At 64.4% G+C, this 23277-nt stretch carries 12 protein-coding genes and 1 pseudogene; 3 read left to right on the top strand and 10 right to left on the bottom strand.

Annotated features, from left to right (window positions below; all coding sequences use genetic code 11):
- Nucleotides 1–44 precede the first annotated feature (44 nt).
- Complete coding sequence (locus ACAG21_RS26855; protein WP_370499291.1) at nucleotides 45–10298, bottom strand: amino acid adenylation domain-containing protein; 10254 nt, start codon at nucleotides 10296–10298, stop codon at nucleotides 45–47.
- 535 nt (nucleotides 10299–10833) lie between these two features.
- On the opposite strand from ACAG21_RS26855, the gene ACAG21_RS26850 reads away from it, so the two are divergent.
- On the top strand, nucleotides 10834–11604 hold the full coding sequence (locus ACAG21_RS26850; protein WP_370499290.1) for a 1-aminocyclopropane-1-carboxylate synthase: 771 nt from the start codon (nucleotides 10834–10836) through the stop codon (nucleotides 11602–11604).
- Between the two features lie 344 nt (nucleotides 11605–11948).
- Nucleotides 11949–12893, top strand: a complete 945-nt coding sequence (locus tag ACAG21_RS26845; RefSeq protein ID WP_370499289.1) for a fatty acid desaturase — start codon at nucleotides 11949–11951, stop codon at nucleotides 12891–12893.
- On the opposite strand, the gene ACAG21_RS26840 is transcribed toward ACAG21_RS26845, so the two are convergent.
- From ACAG21_RS26840 to ACAG21_RS26825, 4 genes and pseudogenes are all read right to left on the bottom strand, one after another.
- Nucleotides 12890–14158, bottom strand: a complete 1269-nt coding sequence (locus ACAG21_RS26840; RefSeq protein WP_370499288.1) for a glycosyltransferase — start codon at nucleotides 14156–14158, stop codon at nucleotides 12890–12892. The two genes, ACAG21_RS26845 and ACAG21_RS26840, sit on opposite strands and share 4 nt — an antisense overlap.
- Nucleotides 14159–14384: 226 nt before the next feature.
- Nucleotides 14385–14792 (bottom strand): annotated as a pseudogene (locus ACAG21_RS26835) (arsenate reductase ArsC); the annotation flags it as partial.
- Between the two features lie 377 nt (nucleotides 14793–15169).
- Nucleotides 15170–16348, bottom strand: a complete 1179-nt coding sequence (locus tag ACAG21_RS26830) for an NAD(P)/FAD-dependent oxidoreductase (protein WP_370499287.1) — start codon at nucleotides 16346–16348, stop codon at nucleotides 15170–15172.
- A 54-nt stretch (nucleotides 16349–16402) separates the two neighbouring features.
- A complete protein-coding gene (locus ACAG21_RS26825) occupies nucleotides 16403–17020 on the bottom strand; it encodes a hypothetical protein (RefSeq protein WP_370499286.1) in 618 nt (205 codons plus the stop codon).
- Nucleotides 17021–17310: 290 nt separating this feature from the next.
- Here ACAG21_RS26825 and ACAG21_RS26820 point away from each other — a divergent pair, with 290 nt between their 5' ends.
- Nucleotides 17311–17580, top strand: a complete 270-nt coding sequence (locus ACAG21_RS26820) for a metal-sensitive transcriptional regulator (RefSeq protein WP_370499285.1) — start codon at nucleotides 17311–17313, stop codon at nucleotides 17578–17580.
- A gap of 732 nt (nucleotides 17581–18312) precedes the next feature.
- Here ACAG21_RS26820 and dnaB read toward each other — a convergent pair.
- The 5 genes from dnaB to rpsF form a co-directional block, all read right to left on the bottom strand.
- A complete protein-coding gene (dnaB, locus tag ACAG21_RS26815) occupies nucleotides 18313–20940 on the bottom strand; it encodes a replicative DNA helicase (RefSeq protein WP_370499284.1) in 2628 nt (875 codons plus the stop codon).
- A gap of 526 nt (nucleotides 20941–21466) precedes the next feature.
- Nucleotides 21467–21925, bottom strand: a complete 459-nt coding sequence (rplI, locus tag ACAG21_RS26810) for a 50S ribosomal protein L9 (RefSeq protein ID WP_036465646.1) — start codon at nucleotides 21923–21925, stop codon at nucleotides 21467–21469.
- A 30-nt stretch (nucleotides 21926–21955) separates the two neighbouring features.
- The gene (gene rpsR, locus ACAG21_RS26805) at nucleotides 21956–22210 is read right to left on the bottom strand and encodes a 30S ribosomal protein S18 (RefSeq protein ID WP_066819628.1); all 255 of its coding nucleotides are present in this window, start codon (nucleotides 22208–22210) and stop codon (nucleotides 21956–21958) included.
- 54 nt (nucleotides 22211–22264) lie between these two features.
- On the bottom strand, nucleotides 22265–22786 hold the full coding sequence (locus ACAG21_RS26800) for a single-stranded DNA-binding protein (protein ID WP_370499283.1): 522 nt from the start codon (nucleotides 22784–22786) through the stop codon (nucleotides 22265–22267).
- A 72-nt stretch (nucleotides 22787–22858) separates the two neighbouring features.
- Nucleotides 22859–23149, bottom strand: coding sequence for a 30S ribosomal protein S6 (gene rpsF, locus ACAG21_RS26795; RefSeq protein WP_036465644.1), 291 nt, complete (start codon nucleotides 23147–23149; stop codon nucleotides 22859–22861).
- Between the last annotated feature and the right edge of the window lie 128 nt (nucleotides 23150–23277).

Raw genomic sequence — 23277 nt, 5'->3', positions numbered from 1 at the left:
GATCTTGTCATCCGCTGCACCGGTGCAGCGCCCGGCGGTCAGGATTACTCCTCCACGTCTCCCGTCACGGCTACCAGTACGCGCCGGAATCGTTCGACCAGCTTTTCGATCGCGGTCGCGGTAAACACGCGCGTATCGAATTCGACGCGTAGACCGATTTCGTGGCCTGGCACGGCTTGCACCGACAGTGGGTAGTGGTTGTATTCGCGGTTGGTAAAGCCACTTATCTGCAACCCGTCGACGGCGGCCAACCCTGCAGTGTCGATGGGGTAGTTCTCGTACACGAACATGGTGTCGAATAGTTGAGTGTGTCCCGCCACATGGTGGATCTCGTTCAGCGGTAAGTGTTGATGGTCAAGGGTTTTCGTATAGGCGCTTTGCAGCTGTGCAAGCAGGTCGGCGATGGTGGTCTCCGCGCCGAACCTCGCCCGCACCGGGACGGTGTTGATCAGCAGGCCCACCATGGATTCCGCACCGGCCAGCTCGGTCGGCCGTCCCGACACCGCCGTGCCGAATGCCACATCGGCCTGGCCGGTCAGCGTCATCAGCAGCTGCGCCCACGCGGCCTGCAGGACGGTGCTGACGGTCGTGCGGCACGAGCGCGCCAGCTCACCCAACGCCTTGGTGGTCTCCGCGGACACCTGGAATGACGCCGTACCGCGCGGACCGATCGCGGGCCGACCCGGCGGTCCCACCAGGCTGGGAGTGTCGAACCCGTCGAAGACCTCGCGCCAGGCTGCCTGAGCAGCGGCTCGATCCCGTTCGGACAGCCACCTGACGAAGCTGCGATACGACGGGGCCGCCGGCAGCTGCGCGCCGTGATAGATGGCAAAGATTTCCCGCAGCAGGATCGGCTTCGACCACCCGTCGAGAACGATGTGGTGGTTGGTGAGTACGAACCGATACCGGTCGCCCGCGGTGCGGATGACGGCAGCGCGGAACGGCGGTTGGGCGGCTAGGTCGCAAACCGCGACACGTTCGGCAGCACAGAGCTGCTGGACCTGTTCCTCGACGTCAGCATCGGCGGGGTTCAGCTCGACGTACTGCCAGGCCAGCACCGGATCGGCGAGTAGCACCTGCACCGGTTCGCCGAAGTCCTCGACAAAGCGCGCCACCACGTTCGGGTGGCGCGTGACCACCGCGCGCACCGCCTCGCGCAAGCGCAGCGGGTCGAGGGCACCGCTCACGGTGATATCGAGCTGCACCGCGTACAGGTCGTCACTGCTCTGTGTGCTTCCGGTGAGAAACAGCAGGCCCTGCTGCAGTGGCGTCAACGGCAGCACGTCGCCGATCCGGTACTGGCGCGCCAGCTCGTCGAGGTCGCGCTGGGTGAGCGGAGCCAGCGGGAAGTCGGACGGCGTCACGCCGCCCCCTCCGCCGCGCACGTGCGCGCACATTCCGGTCAGCGCGTCGAACCAGAGCTCGCTGAGCCGGCTGACCTGCTTGTCATCCAGCGCGGAGCGCGCCCAGGTCCAATTCGCCTGCAGGTTCGGGCCGGCCTCGGTGTCCATGGTGACGGCGTTGAGCTCCACGGTGTGCGCAAGCGGCATCTCCACTGCGCCCGCAGCACCGGCCAGGGCGAAACTGTTATCGCTGAGCCGCCACAACCCGTTGGTGAGCTCGGCCGCGCCACCCAGACGACCCAGGTAGTTGAACCCGATCCCGTGGTCGGGCCAGTCCAGATCGACGTCAGGGCTCAGGTAGCGCAGCAGTCCGTAGGTCAGGCCGTCGGGCAGGGCCCGAAGCTGCTCCTTCGCGTCCTTGATGACAGCGCCCAGGCCGTCGTCCCCAGCCACCACCTGAGCCCAGGACAGCCCGCCGACCGTGAGGGCCACCGGGTATTTGGTGGTGAACCAGCCCACCGTGCGCGACAGGTCGACATGCGGAGCCAGCTCCTCTTGGCGCCCGTGCCCTTCCACATCGATGCCGATCGGGGCCCCAGTCCCCAAGAACTGCCGCCACGCCAGGCCAAACGCAATCAACAGAATGTCTTGGACGCCGGCATGAAACGCCGCCGGGACCTCACCCATCAATAGGCGGGTCGTCTCGACATCCAGTGACACCGACAACCGGCCGGCGCTGACGTAGGTGTCCGCTGGCTGTAGCGGCGGCAGCGCGGCCGGGATCCCTGCCACCTGGCCCCACGCCTCGGCCCCAGCCGTGACATCTGCGCTCTTCGCATGCTCGGCCAGCAGTGACGACCACCGGGCAAACGACGTCCCCGGTGCCGGCAGCGCCACCGGCTGTCCACCGTGATGCTGGGCCCATGCAATGTTCAAGTCTTCCAAAAGGATTCGCCACGACACACCATCGACGGCGAGGTGGTGGATGATCAACGCCAACTGCTTCGTCGACTCGGCCCACACCGCACGCATCACTGCCCCGGTATGCGGGTCCAGGCGCGACCGGGCCGCCACCAGCGCGTCGGCAGACAGCTCGTCGACGGTGTCCACGCAGCCGCCGGCGTCCACCGCCCCGGCTTCGGGCACCCACAACGACCAACCGCCTGTGCTGTCGTCGAGGCGCAATCGCAGCGTGGCATGCCGGTCCAGCAACGCCTGCAGGATCACCACCGCGTCGGCCTGCGTGACATCCTCGGGAGCTTGCACCACGACCGTCTGGTTGAACTGCTCGACGGGGCCCTTGAGGCCCTGCAACCAGCGCATGATCGGGGTGACGATGACCGAACCGGTGCCGTCGTCGACCACGCCATCGTCGTCGGCGATCACCGTGGCGACCTGCGCGAGCCGAGCCACCGTCTGTTCGACGAAAACGTCACGCGGACGGCACATTAGGCCCGCCATGCGGGCACGGGCCACGACTTGCATCGACAGGATGCTGTCGCCGCCCAGGTCGAAGAACGAGTCATCGACACCGATCCGGTCCACGCCCAATACCTGGGCATAGATGCCGGCCAGGATTTCCTCGACCGCGCCGGATGGAGCCCGGTAGTGGTCGACATCGGAGTATTCGGGTGCCGGCAGGGCGCGGATGTCGAGTTTGCCGTTGACCGTCAATGGCAGTGCCTTGAGCACCACGACCGCGGCCGGCACCATGTAGGCCGGCAACCGATCACCCAACTGGGTGCGGAGCTCAACCGGGTCGGCGTTTCCGCTGATGTAACCCACCAGCCGCTTTTCGCCGGGACGATCCTCGCGCGCGATCACCGCCACCTGATCGACCCCGTCCAGCTCTTGCAAAGCCGCCTGGATCTCACCGAGCTCGATGCGATACCCGCGGATCTTGACCTGCTCGTCAGCACGCCCGACATAGCGCAGCTGACCATCGGCACCCCACGCCACCAGGTCCCCGGTGCGATACATGCGCGCTCCGGGTTGTCCGAACGGACATGCCACAAACCGCCCCGCGCTCAGCCCCGGCCTGCGCACATACCCGGCGGCCAGCCCAGCACCGGCCACATACAGCTCGCCGACCACCCCGGCGGGCACGGGCCGCAACCATGCGTCGAGCACAAAGAACGCAAGGTGCGCCAACGGCACTCCGATGGGGCTGGCGTTGCTGTCGACGTCATCGTCGGAGATCTCGCGTAACGAGGCATGCACCGTCGTTTCGGTGATGCCATACATATTGATCAGGCGCGGCAGTCCGCGATGCCGGTTCAGCCAGGTCGTCAGACGGTTGGGTTCGAGTGCCTCTCCGCCGAACACGACGGTCTGCAAGTTCAGTTGCTCTCCCAACTCCGGGGAGATCGCATCGGCCGTCTGCAGCGCGTAAAACGCCGACGGCGTCTGGCTCAATACGCTGACCTGTTCACGAACCAGCAAGGCGTGCAAATCTTCTGGCGAGCGAGCCACCGAGTCGGGCACTATCACCAACCGCCCGCCATACAACAGCGAACCGAAGATCTCCCACACCGAAAAGTCGAACGCCAATGAATGGAACTGCGTCCACACTTGGCCCAGCGCCAACTCGGCGTCCAGCGATCCCAGTAGCCGCGTCACGTTGCAGTGCTGCACGGCAACGCCTTTGGGCGCTCCGGTCGTTCCTGAGGTGTAGATGATATAGGCGATGTCTTCGGCCGCCGGCGCCGGCAACGCGATATCGGGCTGGGTATGCACCGCGGGGTCATCGACGACGATGATCGGTAGGTCTGTTCCGTCCAACCGAGTCCGCACGTCGTCGGTGGTGACCGCCGCAGCCGGCGCCGAGTCGGCCAACACGAACTCGATCCGCGAGGCGGGCACCGTCGGATCGATCGGCACATATGCGGCCCCCGTCTTAAGCACGGCCAAGATCGTCACCACCGCGTCGGGCGTACGCGGAAGCAACACGGCCACCCGGGTACCCGGGCCCGCGTCATACTGAATTAGCAAGTGCGCCAACCGGTTAGAAGACTCGTCGATCTCGCGGTAAGTCCACGACCGATCCCCGTAGCTGATCGCCACCGCCTCCGGGGCACGGACCACCTGCACGGCGAACAGGTCAGGAATCGAGACAGCGGACAACTCCGGCTCGGCCAGCATCGCCCGGTTGCCCCACTCGCCGAGGCAGTCGTGCTCACCCCGATCGAGCAGATCGATCGACGACAACGGCCGTGCGGGATCGGCGATCATCGCCGCCAGCACCTTCTGCAGCCGATCGATCAGCCTGTCGATGGCCGCACGGTCGAATACGTCCGTGTCGAATTCGACGCGAAGGCTCAGTAGCCGGCCCGGCGTCGCCACCACCGACAGCGGATAGTGGTTGAATTCGCGGCTGTCGAACCCGGTGACCGCCAGGTCATGGGCGCCCATCAGGGCAGCGGCGTCGATCGGATAGTTCTCGTACACGAACAGCGTGTCGAACAGCTGATCGTGTCCGGTGGCACGGTGGATGTCGGGCAACGCCAGGTGCTCGTACTCGAGGGTGTCGTTGTGGTGGCGTTGCAGCTGGTCCAGCAGATCGGCGACAGTGGTCCTTGCGGTGCCGTTGGCCCGCACCGGCACCGTGTTGATCATCAGTCCGACAATGGATTCGGAGCTGTTCAGCTCGCTCGGCCGACCCGAGACCGCGCTGCCGAACGCCACATCGGCCTGGCCGGTCAGCCACATCAGCAGCTGCGCCCAGGCGCCCTGCAGCACGGTGTTCACGGTGGTGTGACACGCACGTGCCAGCTCGGTCAACGCCGCTGTGGTCTCGGCGGACATGTCGAAGGAGGCGACCTCGCGGCGTCCGGTTCGGCCGGGCGCGCCCACCAGTGTCGGGATCTCGAAATCGGCCATCGCATCTCGCCAAACCCGTTGTGCAACAACGCGGTCCTGGCTATACAGCCAAGTCACAAAGCTGCGATACGACGGAGCCGCGGGCAGCTGCGCGCCGTAGTAGCTGCCGAACACCTCGCGCATCAGGATGGGCAGCGACCAGCCATCGGCCACGATGTGGTGAATGGTGAGCACCAACCGGTAGTGCTCTGCCGCGGTGCGGATCAACACCGTCCGGAACGTCAGCTTGTCGCCCAGGTCGCGGACCGCGGCACGCTCGGCCGCGCACAGTCGCTCAATCTGCTCATCGGCGTCGCCGCCGGTGGGGTCCAGTTCAATTTCCTGCCAGCCCATAACCGGGTTGGCCGGGATAACCTGCACCGGCTCACCGAAGTCTTCGCTAAACCGGGCCAACAGGTTTGGATGCCGGTTGACGACCGTCTGTACCGCCTCGCGCAGACGGTGCGCATCGAGGGTGCCGGTGACCGTGACGCGCAGCTGCACGGTGTACAGGTCGTCGAGGTCCGCCGCGAAGCTGGTGTGGAACAGCAGGCCCTGCTGCACCGGGGTCAGGGGCAGCACGTCCTGGACGTCACCGCGGGAGCACAGTTCGTCGAGCTGCTGCTGGGTGAGACGGGCGGGGGCGACATCAGACGGAGTCGGTCCGCCCCCACCGGCTTTGACGTACGCGCAGATACCGGCGAGGGCCTCAAACCACAACCTGCTCAGCCGGCGGACCTGCTCGCCATCCAGCGCGGAGCGCGCCCACGTCCAGTTCGCCTGTAGGTGCGGGCCGTCCTCGGTGTCTACGGTGCCGGCATTGAGTTCCACTGTGTGCGCAAGCGGCAGGGGGACCGCCGCGGCCACCGCCGCAACCGACAGACTGTCCCCGTCGATCCGCCACAGCTCACCGGGCAGGTCGGCAGCGGCCCCGAGGCGGCCCAGGTAGTTGAACCCGATGACCGGCTCGGACCCGCCGAGATCAACCTCGGCGTTCAGGTAGCGCAGCAGACCATAGGTCAGCGGATCGGGCAGGGCACGCAGCTGCTCCTTGGCGTCCTTGACCAGCGTGCCAAGAGCGGCCGTGCCCGCGGTCACCTGCCTCCACGACAGGCCGCCGACCGTCAACGCGACCGGATACTTGGCGGTGAACCAGCCCACCGTGCGCGACAGGTCCACCTCGGGCGACAGCTCCTCGTGACGCCCATGGCCTTCGACGTCGATACCGATCGGCGCATCCGCGCCGCTGCCAAGAAACTCCGCGAACGCCAGCCCGAAGCCGATCAGCAATATGTCGCCGATTCCGGTGCGAAACGCCGTCGGCACCTCACCCAGCAGCAGGCGGGTTGTCTCGACGTCCAGCGAGTCCGACAACTGGCCGGCGCTCTGATAGGTATCCGCTTCGGGTTGCACCGCCGGCAGCGCGGCCGGCATCACCGTGACCTGTCGCCACGCCTGCACCTGCGCCGCTACCTCGGCGCGGTGCGCATGCCCGGCCAATAACTCCGACCACCGCGCAAACGAAGTCCCGCCGGACGGCAATGTTACGGGCTGGCCAGCACGATGCTGCGCCCAGGCAATATTGAAGTCTTCCAACAGGATTCGCCACGACACCCCGTCGACGGCCAGGTGGTGGATGAGCAATGCCAGCTGGCCGGTCGAAGTCGCCCATACCGCGCTCAGCATCAGTCCCGCCGACGGGTTCAACCACGAGCGTGCCCGCACCACCGCCACTTCCGAAAGCACGTCGACGGTATGCAGGCAGGCGCGGGCATCGACCGTCCCGGCTTCGGGTGCCTCGAGCGACCAGTTGCCGTCCCCGTCATCGTCGATGCGCAGTCGCAAGGTGGCATGCCGATCGAGCAGCGCTTGCAACACGACCACCACGTCGGCCTCGGTCACCCCGGGCGGGGCGGAAATCACCACGGTCTGGTTGAACTCGTCGATCGGGCCCTCGATGCCGTGCAGCGCGCGGATGATCGGGGTAGCCACCACGGGACCGATGCCCTCGTCGATGACGCGGACCTCGCCGTCGGCCATCGCCGCGACCCGGGCAAGCCGCCTTACCGTCTGTTCGACGAAGACGTCACGCGGACGGCACATCACCCCGGCCGCGCGTGCGCGGGCCACCACCTGCATCGACATGATGCTGTCGCCGCCGAGCTCGAAGAACGAGTCATCGATCCCGACGCGCTCGACCCCGAGAGCCTGCGCGAAGATGTCGGCCAGGATTCCTTCCACCGCATCGGCCGGGGCGCGGTACTCACCGACGGTGAATTCGGGTGCGGGCAGGGCGCGTTTGTCGAGTTTTCCGTTGAGCGTCAACGGAATTGCGGGCAACACCACAACCGCGGCGGGCACCATGTAGGCCGGGAGCCGATCCGCCAGCGCGGTGCGAATCTCGGTCGGGTCGGCGGTGCCCGTGATGTAACCGACCAGCCGCTTGTTGCCGGGACGGTCCTCGCGGGCGATGACCGCCGCCTGCTCCACTCCGTCCAGCGCAGCCAGGGCGACCTGGATTTCGCCGAGTTCGATGCGATACCCGCGGATCTTGACCTGCTCGTCGGCACGGCCCAGGTGCCGCAGCTGCCCGTCGGCGCCCCAGCACACCAGGTCGCCGGTGCGATACATGCGTGTGCCGGGGGCCCCGAACGGACACGCCACAAACCGCGATGCGGTCAGCCCGCCGCGCCGCATATACCCCAGGCCCACGCCGCGCCCGGCCAGGTAAAGATCGCCGACCACTCCGGCGGGCACCGGCTGTAACCACTTGTCCAGCACGAACATCGCCGCCCCGGGTATCGGCGACCCGATCGGCACCAGACCCTGACCCGGCGTCAGCGGCGTACTCATGGACGCACACACCGTCGCCTCGGTCGGACCGTAGGCATTGATCATCACCCGTCCGGGTGCCGCCCACCGATCCACCACGTCGGTCGGGCAGGCCTCGCCGCCCACCACCAACACCGTCGACTCCAGCCCCTCCGGTGACAGCAGCGCCACTGACGACGGGATCTGAGCCAACACGCTGACCTGCTCCGCGACCAGCAACGCGTGCAGATCGTCCGGGGAGCCTGCCACGGACTCGGGCACCACCAGCAGTCGCCTGCCCCGCAGTAGCGCACCCCAGATATCCCACACCGACAGGTCGAAGGCCGAGGAGTAGCACTGCGCCCACACCCCACCCGGCGGCAGATGTTCGTCGAGCGCCTCGATCAGCCACGTGACGTTCTGATGCGCGATGGCAACGCCTTTGGGTGTCCCGGTGGTGCCGGAGGTGTAGATGACGTAGGCGACGTCTTCGGGCGCGGGCGTCGGAAGTGAGGTGCCGGGCTGGGCCTCGATGGCGGGATCGTGCGCGTCGATGACCAGTAGGTCGGAATCGTGCAGTCGCGAGCGCAGTTCGGCCGTGGTGATCAATGCGCTCGGAGCGGCATCGGAAAGCATGACCTCGACCCGCGCGGACGCATGGCCCGGGTCGAGCGGCAGATAGGCTGCCCCGCTCTTGAGCACCGCCAGCATCGCCACGATCGCGTCGGCACACCGGGGAAACAGCAGGGCCACACACTGTCCCGGGCCAATTCCATGACCGGCCAATAGATGCGCCATCCGGTTCGCGGCTTCGTCGAGTTCCCGATACGTCATGGAGCGGCCGTCGTAGGTCACCGCTACGGCCTCGGGGATACGTGCCACGTGCTCGGCGAACACCGACGGAATCGACCCCGTCGCGGTGGCCGGCTGGGTGAGCGCCGCGCGATGCGCCCACTCGTCAAGCCGGTCCTTGTCATCCCGGTCCAGGATGTCGAGGGCCGAGATCGGCCGGTGCGGATCGGCGGCCATCTCGATCAGCACCTGCTCCAGACGCGCCGCGAGGTGGGCGACGTCGAAGCTCGAGTACGGTTGCCCGAGACCGGCCGTGCTGAGCGACAGAAAGTCGCTTGCCCCAATGAAGAAAAGCCCGAAGTGCTCCGCGGGCCCGTTGGCGGTATAGGTCGCGGTTGCCGGAGCGCCATCGAGCTCCAAGGTCAATCGGGACGGGATGAAATTGATGCCCACCCGGTTCGCCGGCTGTCTGAGGCTGTGAAGGTTGCCTTCACCGTCAAGCTGGTGAACCGGAAAACGCTGATGCTTCAACAATTCCCGGATCTGGACGTCAACGTGCTGACAAAAATCGGCGACTGATGTGTGTGGTGAAGTTTGCAAAACCAGCGGCACCACACCAGCGAGCATCCCGGGCAGCGTCTTCGACTCGGGACGCACCCGCCGGCTGACCGGGAAATCCAGCGCCACTTCTGAACCGCTTCCCGACCACGCGTGCACCAAGAGCGCGGACGCCGCCGTGATGACCGAATAACGCCGGATGCGCAGCTTTTTGGCCAGCTCTTGCATCCGGCCGACGGCGGTCGCGTCGAACTGAACCGACGCCGACGGCGAACACGGATCTCGGTCGGCGTCGAGGTGACCGAGCTGGTAATTCTGTCCCCCTTCCGGGGGAAGGTTCTTGACCCAGTACGCCTTGTCTTCCCGAAAGTCGTTGGATACTTCGTATCCCGACTCGAGATCAACCAGATCCTGCGCCGACCCGAAATAGGCTGGGGGAACGGGCGTTCCAGCGGCCATCGCCGAGTAGACGGTTGCCACCCGACGCGACATCAGCGCCATGCCCAAGCCGTCCAGAACAATGTGGTGACAGCAACCGAACAAATAGAATTCATCGCTTCGCGTCTGGAACAGGGCGAATTTGAGCAGCGCGCCGTTCAGCGCCATCGGCGTGCGCTGGATGGCCGACGCCCTGCGCCGGACTTCCGCAACCGGATCGGGGACGCCGACCAGATGATGGAACTCGAGCTCGACGTGCGGGTCCTCGATCGGCCTTTGGACCACCCGGCCGTCGATCTCGAAGAACGAGACCCTACTCGGTTCGGCCTCCGCGACCGTCTGGCGGATCGCTCGCTCGAGAAGGTCACGGTCTACCGAGCCGTCGATCTTCACCAACAGACCAAGTTGCCAGTCCGTACCGGCATCGCCCGATTCCTGCGAGAGCCAGATGTCGAGTTGTCCACGGGTCAGCGGCAGCGCGAGGCCATCACGTCCCATCGACTCCCCCAAGACTTAACCCACTCGCCCCCGTACCCCGAGTGACTGATGATCAAAATCCTGCCCCGTCGCCGACCCGTCGCGCAGGGCTTCTGCGGAATGTCCGGTCATTCTGTCGGAAGTGGTCGCGACGCCCCCGCATCCACATACACCATCCGACACGTGACTCAAACCCAAGCGAAGGTCATTAAAAGTTGCATGATCTTGACTTAGACGCAGGGTACCCGTCGTCGTCGTTAAGGGATTGATACTCAGCATAATTGACCACGGCCGGCTGGCCACCGACCCGCAAATCCGCTGGTAGGGAAATTTACCGGCACTGGATCGGAGTTCGAAACCGCATCGCGTGAGGGCGCGGCGCTCTACCGCGCCGCTGCCTATCGGCTCATTCGCCAACGCGCGGCGCAGCCCGGGACTAAGCTTGGATTCGATTCGGGGGATTCACGGTAAGCAACGCAGCTGATCTCGGGCGATCAACCTTAGCGGAGGCGCCGTAGGACGCGGTGTGCACTCGTGCCGCTGGGGAGGGGCGTCAATGAACCGACGGTCGGACTATGTCTTCACCGAGCTCAGCCAACACACTGATGACTGGGTCCCGGTAATACAAAAGTATCTCGACTTCCTGGTCACAGGCGACGGCCGCAAAGCGCATTGCCCATTTACCGAGACGATGCTGGTGAAGCGCCAATTCTACTACGACACAAGCGATCTGCTTCTAGACGAAGAGGAATTCTTCCGCGCGATAACGGAGTTGCGTGAATTTCACGCCATACATTCCGATCGCTATCTGGTCGTCGGGGTGGCATATCAGAACCGAGAAAACTTCTTCGAAGCAATCGCCGCCAATGGCGAAGTGTGGCGGCAAGCACTGCGACTCGACCTGATAGCCGCTGGTCGGACGATCGCGTGGACGCACCCGAAAAATCCGATCGGCACCCATACGGATCGGGACAAACCCGCCGATCCGCTATGGGTCAGCGATATCCCGCTTCTCATGCTCAGAAACCTCGACAAGGGCGATGAGCCGTTCATGGTGAACGCTGATTCCAAGAAAGCTTTCGTGCTGGGTATGAGGTATCACGAGACGATACCGATCGCGGTAAGCCCCACGATATGTCCGGAGCTCGAACAGCACTACAAGGTGAACGCGCTGGTGCAACTGATGAATCATGTCCGGCTGTCCACCGTCAGATCGGTATCAGCAGATTTGGACGGCGAACTCACCACGGTATTGAAAAGCGGAAAAACCTACGCGCACAGGTGGAAACCCGAACTCATGACATCGGAGGTCACCCAAAATGCCTGACCTACCGAGCACCCGGACCTGTCCAGAACTTCGACTCGAATAACGCCCGTCGGGGGAGTCCTACCCCAAATACCTGGCGACATCGCAACTCCTAGGGCCGGAGGGAGACGCGAGGTCCGCGATTCAAACAAGGTCGAGAACGCATCCCCCACTCGACCGAGCAACTTCTCACCCGCTAATCACACCTACCGCTGCGCCCTGCACGGCGAGAGCGGGAAAGTTCTCCTCCCCAAATAGGTACTGGCTACCCGAAATAGGGCCGAAACAAGGTGGTGCCACATGGTCTTCTACTCAGCGCCTCAGCGTCCTGATTCAAGCGGGCGGTCGTAGTGACAACCGCCGAAATGGCTCCCACCATACGGCCGACGAACGAGGTAAGCGCGATCCCGCGAAGCTTCCCACCTCCTAAGTTCGCGCGGCCGACCGTCGCGATGCCAACCGTGCTGCTCTGGCTTGGGTCATTCGTTGTGTGGTGGGCCGCGACGGCCGCGGTCTTCTACGGGGTGAGCCCGTGGTGGTTGCCGGTCACCGTCGTCGTGCAAGGCCTCGTCACGTTTTCGATGTTCACCGTGTTGCACGAGTCGATTCACCACGTTGTCGGCCGGCCGATCTGGATCAACCAGCTCTTCGGTCGGTTGTCGATGCCGTTCGTTTCGTTGTTCGGAACCTTTCCGGTGCTTGCGTTCATACATCACGCGCACCACCGCAACACCAACGAAAGTATCCGAGACGACCCGGACGCGTGGAGTTTGTCCGGCCCACGTTGGCAGCTGCCGTTGCGCTGGTTCACGATCGACGCGTGGTATTGCTGGTTCTATCTGACGCGGATGCGCCAGCGCCAGCGCCCGCGCAAGGAGACCCTGGGTTACGCCGCGAATGTCACCATGTCGCTTGCCCTTATCACCACCCTGATCATTCTCGGCCACGGGCGTGAGCTGGTGCTCGACTATTTCATCCCGCAGCGGATCGGGATGGGAATCCTCGCCTGGTGGTTCGACTGGCTGCCTCACCACGATCTCGTCACGACGAAGACCGACCGGTTCCGGGCCACCCGGGTGCGGATCGGTTGGGAGCGGGTCATGTGTATGTTGCTGCTGTATCAGAACTATCACCTCGTCCATCACATCCATGCGGCGATCCCGTTCTACCTGTATGTCAAAGCATGGAAGGCCAGAGAAGCCGGCTATCTGGACCGAAACGTGCCGATCAGCACCGCGTGGGGGCGCGAGATGACTCCCTCCGAGTACCGCGCGGGGCAGAGATCGGTGGCCAGGCAATCAATTAGCTAGGCTTCCAACCGATTTGAAGCATTTCGATGGACAGCTTCTTCGAACAGGTCCGCTGTCTTCGTGACGCTTTCGGCGGGCGTGGTCATCCGTTCGGCGAGTTCGCGGGCGCGAGCGGCGTAGGCCGGGGTCAGGATTAGGCGCAGATCGGCGACCAAGAAATCAGCGGTGGTCGCCGAAAAGCGCCGAGCGGTACCCACTTTGAGCCGTTTGATCTGAGCGCCCCAGTACGGCTGATCTGCCGAGCTCCACAAGATCAGCGTGGGAACTCCCGCGCGCAAGCTTGCGGCCGTCGTGCCAGATCCCCCGTGATGCACGACCGCGCGGCACACGGGGAAGATTGCCGCGTAGTTCGCCACGCTGATCAACTTGACGTGCTCGGGGTGAAGGACGCCGGCGAAATCGGTTCCGCCAAAACAGATCAGTGCTCGCTCATCCAACTCTCGACAAGCTGCACTGATCAATTCGACAGTAGCCGACGGTGATTCGACCGGGATGCTGCCGAATGCAAAGCATACGGGAGGCGTTCCGGCAGCGATCCACGATGCGACGTCTTCGTCGGCTTCGGTTGTCAGCTCCATCGTCAGGGCGCCAACGAATGGGCGGCGGTCGCCCCATCTCGCCCATTCGGCGGCCAGCCCGGTGAACAGCAGGCCGTCGTAGGCCTGAATTTCCAATGGTTTTCGTTCGGCGATTCGCTGCTCATACCGACGTGTTGGCTTCGGCAAGCCCAGCCGGGACCGCTGGGTGCTCTCCACCTTCTTCGTCGAGCACCAGAACAGCCACTCCATCGTCTTCATCACTATGCGGAACAGCGGCGCGGGCAATGACGGGACGAGCTGACCGTTGGACCGCATGGGGAAGTGATGCAGCGCGGCCAGCGGGATGTCGTAATACTCAGCGACATTAGCGGCGGCTTGCTCGAAGTTCAGGCCAGTAGACAGCAGGTCCGCGCCTTCAGCCAGCGACAGCAACGTGCTGCCCACGACGTTCCAATACCGGATTATCGGTTCCCATCCACCGCGGATCGCCTTGACCGGAGTCCGGAAGACGTCGCGCCACATGTTGCGCAGGAATTCGTCGTCGTAGAATTCCCGCACCTCGGGACCGTACGGGACCGCGGTAATCCCCGCTGATTCAACGAAACCGACGAGTTCGGGCGGTACAGCCATGATGACGTCGTGGCCCCTGCGCAGCAATTCGCGGCCCACGCCAGCAGACGGCTCGATGTCGCCACGAGTTCCATAACATGCCAGGGCAAACTTCAAAGCCGATCCCTCCCCCTCACCGATGCCGGATGTCGGCGATGAGGACGATGCTAGCGAAGCACGTCCTCGGAGAATCCGGCAGCACGACCACCGTCATCGCTTGTACCCATAGCTCAGCAGGCGGCCGTGCAGCATCTGGTCAATCGGCTGAGATCCGGCGCACCGCAACTACATTCGCAGGCACGGCCTCGGCTCGGCCGGGCCGATGCAAGTCGCGGCGCGCAGCTCATGGATTGTCGGCGCTGGGAGAAAGTTCGGCGATCAGTGTGCGGACGTGTTGAGCGATAGCGTCGCGGATGGCACGAACAATTTCGACGGGCTGACCTGCTGGGTCGTCGAGTTCCCAGTCGCGGTAGGCGATTCCGGGGAGGTGGGGACCGATGTCGCCGCAGCCCATCGTGATCACGATGTCGCTGGCCTGAACAAGTTCGGGAGTGACGAGTTGGGGGGTTGCGGCGGCGATGTCGATGCCTAGTTCAGCCATCGCCGCGATGGCACCGGGGTTGATCGTGTAGGCGCGTTCGGTCCCGGCCGAGCGAACCTCGATGCGATCGCCAGCGAGGTGGGTGAGTAAAGCGGAGGCCATTTGAGAGCGCCCGGTGTTGTGCACACAGACGAACAAGACGCTAGGTTTGGCACTCAACGGTCGGCGCTCCTGGAAATCAGCCCAGCGCTAGCCGCTGCTGGGCCAACGACAGTTTACCCCTCGCTCTGCGGGGCCAGCTCTGTCGGCGATTCGGACCCAAGCTGCTGTGCTGTCGAGACGCAACGAAGATTGACAAGGCACGCCTACCTACTTTGACAAGACTTTGGCGCGTCGCGGAGGCCTGTCAATCTTCGCTGCAAAACCCCGCTCAGCGGGAAAGCGCGTGGCTTGGTGTGGTGAGTTATCGGGCGCGGGGGCAATTCGCTGCAGGGCGGTGCGTACGCCGCTGCGTTGCAGCGAGATTCGCCTGCCCACGCTTACTAAGCCGGGAGCTGGCGCAGGGCTGATGTCACTGTGGTGTATCGCTAGCCTGCTGCGACTGGCGGCTGTTCCCAGACGGTTCGCCAGTCGTGTTCTTCGCCTTGTTTGTTGTGGTGCAGTGTTTCTGATGGTGCGCTGAGGTGGATGGCGGGGTTGGGCATGGTGAAGAAGTCGCCCTTGCCGAGTGCAGACTGGCCGGCGCCGGTGTCGACGTAGCAGTAGCCTTCGCCCGAGAGCGCCGCACCGGTGTCGGTGACCTTGAGGTAGTGCAGCGCGTTGCGGGCGGCGGCTTTGGCGCCGTTTTTCGCGAAGATCGCCGCTTTGGGCAGTGGGCGACCCGATGGTGAGGTGATGGTGGTGGTGTCGCCGATGGCGAAGATGCCGGGGTGTGACGTTTGCATGGTGGTGGCCTCGACGCTGATCCACCCGGGTTTGTCCAGTGTCACGGCAGGTTCGTGGGGCGGCACGAAGACGAGAAGGTCGAATGTGGTGACGGTGCCGTTGCGGAAGTGGATCTCGTTGCGCTCGGCGGTGATGTGTTCGACGGCGTGCTCGCCGAAGAAGTCGATGCCGTTGTCGTGGAGTAGCTGCACAAGCTCGGGCCCGGCGTAGGGTCCTGCCGACGGCATGGGGTGTTTTTCGGGGCTGTAGACCGAGATATCGGTGTTGTGGCGATTTCCGTTGTCGCGCAGTAAGTCTGCAGCCAGCAGTGACCCCTCGTAGGGTGCGACCGGGCAGCGGTACGGCTGCGCTGTCACTAGGAAGGTCAGCTTGCCGCCGGTGAATGCGTCGAGGGCTTGGTGGGCACGTTCTGCGGCTTCGGCGCTGTAGTAGTGCACGGCGGTGCCGGCGTCGACCGCCTCAGTGAGCCCGGGGATCGCGTCGATGTTGTTGCGGGCGCCGGTGGCGATGATGAGAGCGTCGAAGGCCAGGTCGGTGCCATCGGCCAGGGTGACGGTGCGCGCTTGCGGGTTGATGTTCTGCACGGTGCCGGTGACAGTGACAAGTCCGTCAAGAGAGGCGGCGCTGGGGTGGATGGGAACGCTGTCGATGTCGCGCCAGCCGCGCATCACCCAGGGCAGCGTGAAGCCCAGGAAGTGGGAGAAGTCTGTGTCGACGACGGTGATCTCGACGTCGTCGAGGCTCGCCCCGCCGTTGCGGAGTTCGGTGATGACGCTGAGTCCGCCGATGCCGGCACCGAGGATCATTAATTTCTTCGTCATGTCTGCTCCTGTGTCGGGTTGCACGAAGTGATCGAGTTGGAGTTCGCGTGGTGATCAGGCGTGGTTTCGGGGCCGTTCGAGCTGATGGAACTGCGGGGTCGCTATCAGCGCGGTGACCGCGTCGAACACCCGCAGGGTCTGCTCGGGGTCAGGTGGGGCGCTGAACACCGGTCCGAACATGGTGCGCTCCCCGATCGAGAGCAACGGGCTACCCGCAACGTCGCCGTGCGCGCGTTGACTGGCCTCGTGCGATTCACGGATCACCGCGTCCAGGGCCGAATCTTCGAGCACTGCCGCGGTGATGGTGTCTGCAGTGGCGACGCGGGCGACCTGGGCGACCAGGTCCTTATCGACGGCTGCTGAATGGTCGAAATATTGCTGCCCGAACGCGAAATAGGCGTCATAGAGCGCGTCGGGCCCGCCGTCGCGATTCACCGCGGCCATCAGCCGGCCGACCCTGCGCGAGTCCTGCATCCGCGCCTGCTGCGTGGGCGGCAAATCACGACCCTCGTTGAGTACAGCCAGGCTCATCAGCCGCAATTCGATGTCGAAACCGGCTTTGCCGGCTGCCTCGTGAAGCCAGCGTGCGGTGTTCCACGAAAACGGACACACCGGGTCCAGCCACAACACGACTGCAGCACGGTCATCCTCGGTTGATCGGACGCTAGTCATATCCACTCCTGTTCTTGGTGGGCATTTGTTCTTGGTAGGCATTGCCCCGCGGCGCGGATAGTGCGCCGCTGCAATCAGTAACGCCAGCACCTCTCGATACCATACCCCCTATGGCATATCTGGTGGAGCGCTGGGGCGGAGGCCCGGCGTACGGATGCGGTTGTCCTTGTATGGCGGGTGCGGGCGTAGCCGATTGATGGGGCCACACGCTGGCAATGTGACCGCCGCCAAACCGCAGCCCGATACCCCCGGGGTAGAACGAACTGCGGATCAATTCACCTGGAGGACCCATGGTTCACGACGCCGAACGTATGGACGCAGTACTGAGCAGACTGCGCCGCGCCCAAGGCCAACTCACCGGCGTGATCAACATGATCGAACAAGGCCGCGACTGCAAAGACGTCGTCACCCAACTCGCCGCCGTCTCACGCGCCCTCGACCGAGCCGGCTTCAAAATCGTCGCCACCGGCCTGCGTCACTGCATCACAGACAACGAACACGGCACCCAGACACCGCTCACCGAAGACGAACTCGAAAAACTCTTCCTCTCCCTCGCCTAACAGCGCGACCCGAAAGCTACTGCCGTGCAACGGTTGTGTAGACATTGCTGGCCGGTAACTCGTCAAGCGGCGGCCGATCGGTGAGTCCATGCGGGCTATTCGCTGTAGCGGGTGTGTGGTGGCGGATTCAAACGAGCTGGTTGCCGAGGGCGCGAAGGGCCCATTGGTCGATAGCGTTATCGAACGGAGTGCCGAACACGTTGAGGTCGACCGTATTCAGAACCGGGTGTCATGCGGCTCCCGCGTTCCCGGTGCCGTCGCGCATCACGCCATCCAGCATCAGCCTGATGGCGCCGAGTTCTCATCTCGCGACAGGAGCACCAAGTCGGCCGCTTCCTCGGCGTCTTTGAGGAGAGGCTCGCGCGGCGTGCGCCGGAACAGTCGTCGCACCGGGCCCCGGCGTCGAAGAACCGAGGTCATCGGATTCCTTCCCATGACCGATCCCGGCCGCGTGCATGGTATCCCTTTGCGCCAATAACTCAGCAGCACAATGTGATTCGTCTCCGTGCGGTTACCGGCCACCGCCGCCGCCCCCGCAGCCTACCCTTTACGACGCTAGCGCACGTCCGCTGCTCTGTCGTCGGGCCATCTCCTCAGTCCGTCGCGACGCGTAGCCGGTCCTGAGACTTCATTGCGGTCAGCGTGTTAAGACACTCCAAGCTACTTTGACAAAACTGCGGCGTGTCGCGGCGTCTTGTTAATCTTCGCTGCATATCGACATCAGTGCGGTCGTTACCGCGCCATGTTGGCGAAGCGCGACAGATGCAGCTGATGCGCGACGGTGACCGTCTTGGTCGGGCCGTTGCGGTGCTTGGCCAGGATGAAGTCGGCCTCTCCCCCACGCGGATCGTCACGCTCGAAAGCGTCGGGCCGGTTCAGCAGGATGACCATGTCCGCGTCCTGCTCCAGCGATCCGGACTCGCGAAGGTCGGACAGCATCGGCTTCTTGTCGGTGCGCTGCTCGGGACCACGGTTCAGCTGACTGATCGCGACGACGGGAACCTCGAGCTCCTTGGCCAACAGCTTGAGATGCCTTGAGAATTCGGACACCTCGAGCTGACGCGACTCGACCTTCTTGCCCGACGACATCAGCTGCAGATAATCGACCACGACCAGGCGCAGGTCGGCCTTCTGCTTGAGCCGACGCGCCTTGGCCCGGATCTCCATCATGGTCAGGTTCGGCGAGTCGTCGATATACAGTGGCGCCTCGCTGATTTCGCTCATCCGCCGCGCCAGCCGCGTCCAGTCGTCATCGTTCATCCGACCCGAACGCATGTCGGCGAGTTTGATTTTCGCTTCCGCCGACAGCAGCCGCATGACGATCTCGGACTTACTCATTTCCAGCGAGAAGATGACGCTGGCCATCCGGTGCTTGATCGAGCACGACCGCAAAAAATCTAATCCAAGGGTGGAGTTATGCGTCGGAACCATCGCGTTGCTCGCCAGGTACATGTGGCTGTCGTTGTCCACTTCGACGCACCGCACGGGAACCGACTCGATCCGGCGGACGTCCACAATGAAGCGTGATCCAGAGCGCTGGGTGTTGACGGCGGCCCGACGCTCCTTGTGCACCAAGGCTTTCCGCTGCAACCCAAACACCGTGTCGTCCGTGGAGAACGTCAGCGTGTAAGCGATGCTCGACGACTCGTCGCGGCCTCGCACCGGCTTCGTCGAGGTTTGGCAGCGATAGCCAAGGCTCACGACCAGCTCGGCGACATCGGACGCCAGCCGCTGGTTAGTGACCGAGAATTGGACGGCCCCGCCCGCCGTCACCGTGCCGTCCGTGTCGAGCAGGCCCGCAAGCAGAGCACGCCGCTGTGTCTCGGCCCCCCGCAGGTATTGCATCGGAATGTGCTTGTTACCAAGCACTCCCAGGGTCCGCAGTCGCGCCTGCAACGTCCCCACCGCTGAATGGCAGTTCTGGCACAAACGCAACCCGCAGGACCGCCCCCCACAGCGAACGCAGCTCGGAGCCGGCACCGGAGCAGAGACAAACCTGGCCCGGCCACCGCAGGAGCGTCCACAGGTGCGCACCTGGTTGGTCTGGGGAACGAACGGCTTGCCGCAGACCACGCACGCGCGGGGCGCCGTCTCGGCCTCGGCAGGCAACCGCAGCTGGTAGCGGTACTTAGCCGAGGACGACGGAACCGCCACGAAGCCATCGGCTTCGATGCGCATGATGATTTCGGGATCGGCCGTGGTGATCTGGGCGGCGGCACTGGTGCCGTCACCAAGCCAGGCGCCGAGAGTATATGCGGGGACTAAGAACTCGCGCTCCGGCAGGTTGAGTGCACGCGCGTTGACCACGCTATGGTTCAGTCGCCGGTCTTGAGTGTCGCAGCGCAAAGTTCCGGCGATCTCGGCCGTGGTGCGCACCGCCGCGAAGGTGCGCTGATTCTTGTAACGGTTGTAGCCCACCGCCGCCGCTTGTGCCGACTTCCTGGAGGCGCGGGTATCGGTCAACCACTGATGCTCGGCGTCGGCGACGATCACCGTCCCGTCGGAGAACTCCACCTCGTAGCACGGGCGCCCGAGCATGATTTCGGTGGCGGCCACCACCCGCGTCGGCAGCCCGTCGCCGCCGATCAGCTCGTCGCCGACCGCGACGTCACGCATGGTCGTCCAACCAGTCGGCGTGGGCAGCGGCGTGTCCAACGCCAAGGCCTTCCCGACTCCAGGTCTCGCCGCGACGATGATCATCTGCCCGGCGTGCAGACCGTTGGTCACCTCGTCGAGTTCGGTGAAACCGGTCGGCACGCCGCGCGCGACTCCGCCGTTCGAGGCGATGGCGTCGATCTCGTCCATCGTCGGCTGCAGCAGATCCTCGAGCGGAACGAAATCCTCCGAGGTTCGCCGCTCGGCGACTTCATAGATCTCCGCCTGGGCCCGGTCCACCACCTCGGCGACGTCGGCGCCCTCGGCACCGGCGTAGCCGTACTGCACGACCCGCGTTCCGGCCTCCACAAGCCGGCGCAGCAGCGCCTTCTCGGCCACGATGTCCGCGTAGTAGCCGGCATTGGCGGCGGTCGGCACGGTGGAAATCAGGGTGTGCAGATAGGGAGCTCCACCGATCCTGCGCAGCATTCCACGGCGGTCCAGTTCGGCGGCCACCGTCACGGCGTCGGCGGGCTCCCCGCGGCCGTACAAGTCCAGGATCGCGTCGTAGACGTTCTGGTGGGCGGGACGATAGAAGTCGCCGGGCCGCACCCGCTCGAGCACGTCGGCGATGGCGTCCTTGCTCAGCAGCATCCCGCCCAGCACCGACTGCTCGGCGGCCAGATCCTGCGGCGGTTGACGGCTGAACTCCTCGCTGGGTGGCGACGAGTCCATCCCGGGCGCCAGGTCATCTACGACAGCCACGGACTCACACCTCCCTCAGGTAAACATGATACGAACATACATTCGATAGGCGACACTCAACAACGTCGATCAGGGCACTCCCACTCCGGTCCCATGCGCCCGCAAAGCCTTGCGCCGGGAAGACCGTAAACGTTGCTGGCCTGCTGTTAAAAGGGCCGCTGTTCATAAGGCTGTGCATCGTGTGTGCATATCCATCGACACCTGTGTTGAGTGGGGTGTGGAGAACCTGTGGAACAAAACGCGGCACTGCGACATCCCTGCAGATAAGGGTCGTACAAGGGCGGTGGATTCGTGTGGAGAACAATCTCTTCGGCGTGTCGTCGCAGGTTACTGCGCCGGGCGTGTTGGCTTTCGGCCATATTTTCGCCGCGTTACGAGGGGGTTAAGGGGTCCACTCGGGGACGTTGCCCAAATAGTTCGCCAGGCGGACCATCCACAGGGGAACCCGGTGGTGCGCTGAGGGCACGACAAAATCCGGCGGCCGTCGATTAACGACAGCCGCCGGATATGAACGAACGGTGCTGAGTTAGCTATCCGCGACGACGTTGAGCGCAACGTCGACATTGATCTCGGGGTGCAGATGCACCGCGACCGAATGGGTGCCGACCGCCTTGATATGCGACTTGGGCAACCGAATAATGCGCTTGTCGAGATTCGGGCCGCCGGCCTTCTTGATTGCTGCGGCGACATCCCCGGCCGTCACCGAGCCGAACAACTTGCCCGAATCGGCGGCCGTCTTCACCGGCAGCGAGACCGGACCGAGTGCCTCGATCGCCGTCTTGATCTCGTTGGCGTGGCCGAGATCGCGCACGGCCTTGGTCTCGCGGGCCCGGCGGATCTCGTCGGCCTGCTTCTGTGCGCCGCGTGAGGCAACGATCGCCAGGCCACGCGGAAGGAGGAAGTTACGGCCGTACCCGTCCTTGACCTCGACAGTCTCGCCGACGGTACCGAGATGGTCGACGTCGGCCGTCAGAATCAGCTTCATCGTTTTCGTACTTTCGGTTAGGTCCGGCGGTTATCGCGCCGACGACGTGAAGGGCAGCAGAGCCACCTCGCGGGCGTTCTTCACCGCGATCGCGATGTCGCGCTGGTGCTGCACGCAGTTACCGGTGACCCGGCGGGCCCGGATTTTGCCGCGCTCACTGATGTAGGTGCGAAGCAGTGTCGTGTCCTTGTAGTCGATCGATTGCCCCTTCTTCGAGCAAAAGACGCACTTACGCGTCTTGATCGGCTTTTCCGGGGCCGGGCGCCGTTTCGTGGACTTGGGCATGTGTTTTTACTTTCCGTTTGCTACTGGTCTTGTGTGGTCCGAAGGTGTTTGACGTCAGAACGGAGGTTCTTCGTCGCCGCCGGCGAAGGAACCCGATGCGGGGGCACTGCCCCACGGGTCGTCCGCCGGTGCGCCGCCGCCCGACTGCGCAGGAGCCGACTGGCGGGATCCGCCGCCGCCGCTGCCGAATCCGCCGCCTCCGCCGCCACTGCGGCTGGCCTTGTTGACCTTGGCGGTCGCGTAGCGCAGCGAAGGCCCGATCTCGTCGACCTCAACCTCCATGACGGTGCGCTTCTCACCTTCGCGGGTTTCGAACGAGCGTTGCTTGAGCCGTCCGGTGACGATCACCCGTGATCCACGGGTGAGGCTTTCCGCGACGTTCTCCGCAGCCTCGCGCCAGATGTTGCACCGCAAGAACAGCGCCTCGCCGTCTTTCCATTCCCCGCTTTGGCGGTCGTACATCCGGGGGGTGGACGCCACGGTGAAATTCGCGACGGCAGCACCCGACGGCGTGAACCGCAGTTCAGGGTCGGCAGTCAGGTTTCCGACAACGGTGATAGTGGTGTCACCAGCCACTGGTGCCTCCTGGGTCTGTCCTGGTTCTCGGTGGTTTCGCTGAGCCTACGCAGCCGTGCCGACGGCCGGAACTCAGTGCTTGTCGGTGCGCATCACCTTGGTGCGCAACACCGACTCGTTGAGGCTCAGCTGACGGTCGAGCTCGGACACCGTGGCCGGGGCCGCCTTGAGGTCGACGACGACATAGATGCCTTCGGCGTGCTTGGCGATCTCGTAAGCCAGCCGGCGCTTGCCCCAGATGTCCACCTTGTCGACGGTTCCGCCGTCTTTGCGGACGACGTTGAGGAACGTCTCCAGGGACGGAGCAACGGTGCGCTCGTCAAGTGTGGGGTCAAGAATGACCATGATTTCGTATGGACGCATGGAAACCTCACCACCTCCTCTGGTCTAAGCGGCCACGGCCGATCCGTGGCAGGAGAGTCGCCTGCGTCGGCAACCGCCCCAGGGTACCGGACTACCAGCCGACCAGCGAAATCCGTGCAACGAATATC

This window comes from Mycobacterium sp. pR1184 (assembly GCF_041287235.1).
GTDB lineage: Bacteria > Actinomycetota > Actinomycetes > Mycobacteriales > Mycobacteriaceae > Mycobacterium.
The sequence above is the reverse complement of the archived record's forward strand: the minus strand, read 5'-3'. Positions and strand labels throughout refer to the sequence as shown.

Excerpts from the sequence above, each read along its gene's own strand:
- ACAG21_RS26855 (WP_370499291.1), bottom strand. The coding sequence starts at position 10,298 with ATGGGACGTGATGGCCTCGCGCTGCCGCTGACCCGTGGACAACTCGAC.
- ACAG21_RS26850 (WP_370499290.1), top strand. The coding sequence starts at position 10,834 with ATGAACCGACGGTCGGACTATGTCTTCACCGAGCTCAGCCAACACACT.
- ACAG21_RS26845 (WP_370499289.1), top strand. The coding sequence starts at position 11,949 with ATGGCTCCCACCATACGGCCGACGAACGAGGTAAGCGCGATCCCGCGA.
- ACAG21_RS26830 (WP_370499287.1), bottom strand. The coding sequence starts at position 16,348 with ATGACGAAGAAATTAATGATCCTCGGTGCCGGCATCGGCGGACTCAGC.
- ACAG21_RS26825 (WP_370499286.1), bottom strand. The coding sequence starts at position 17,020 with ATGACTAGCGTCCGATCAACCGAGGATGACCGTGCTGCAGTCGTGTTG.
- ACAG21_RS26820 (WP_370499285.1), top strand. The coding sequence starts at position 17,311 with ATGGTTCACGACGCCGAACGTATGGACGCAGTACTGAGCAGACTGCGC.
- rplI (WP_036465646.1), bottom strand. The coding sequence starts at position 21,925 with ATGAAGCTGATTCTGACGGCCGACGTCGACCATCTCGGTACCGTCGGC.
- rpsR (WP_066819628.1), bottom strand. The coding sequence starts at position 22,210 with ATGCCCAAGTCCACGAAACGGCGCCCGGCCCCGGAAAAGCCGATCAAG.
- rpsF (WP_036465644.1), bottom strand. The coding sequence starts at position 23,149 with ATGCGTCCATACGAAATCATGGTCATTCTTGACCCCACACTTGACGAG.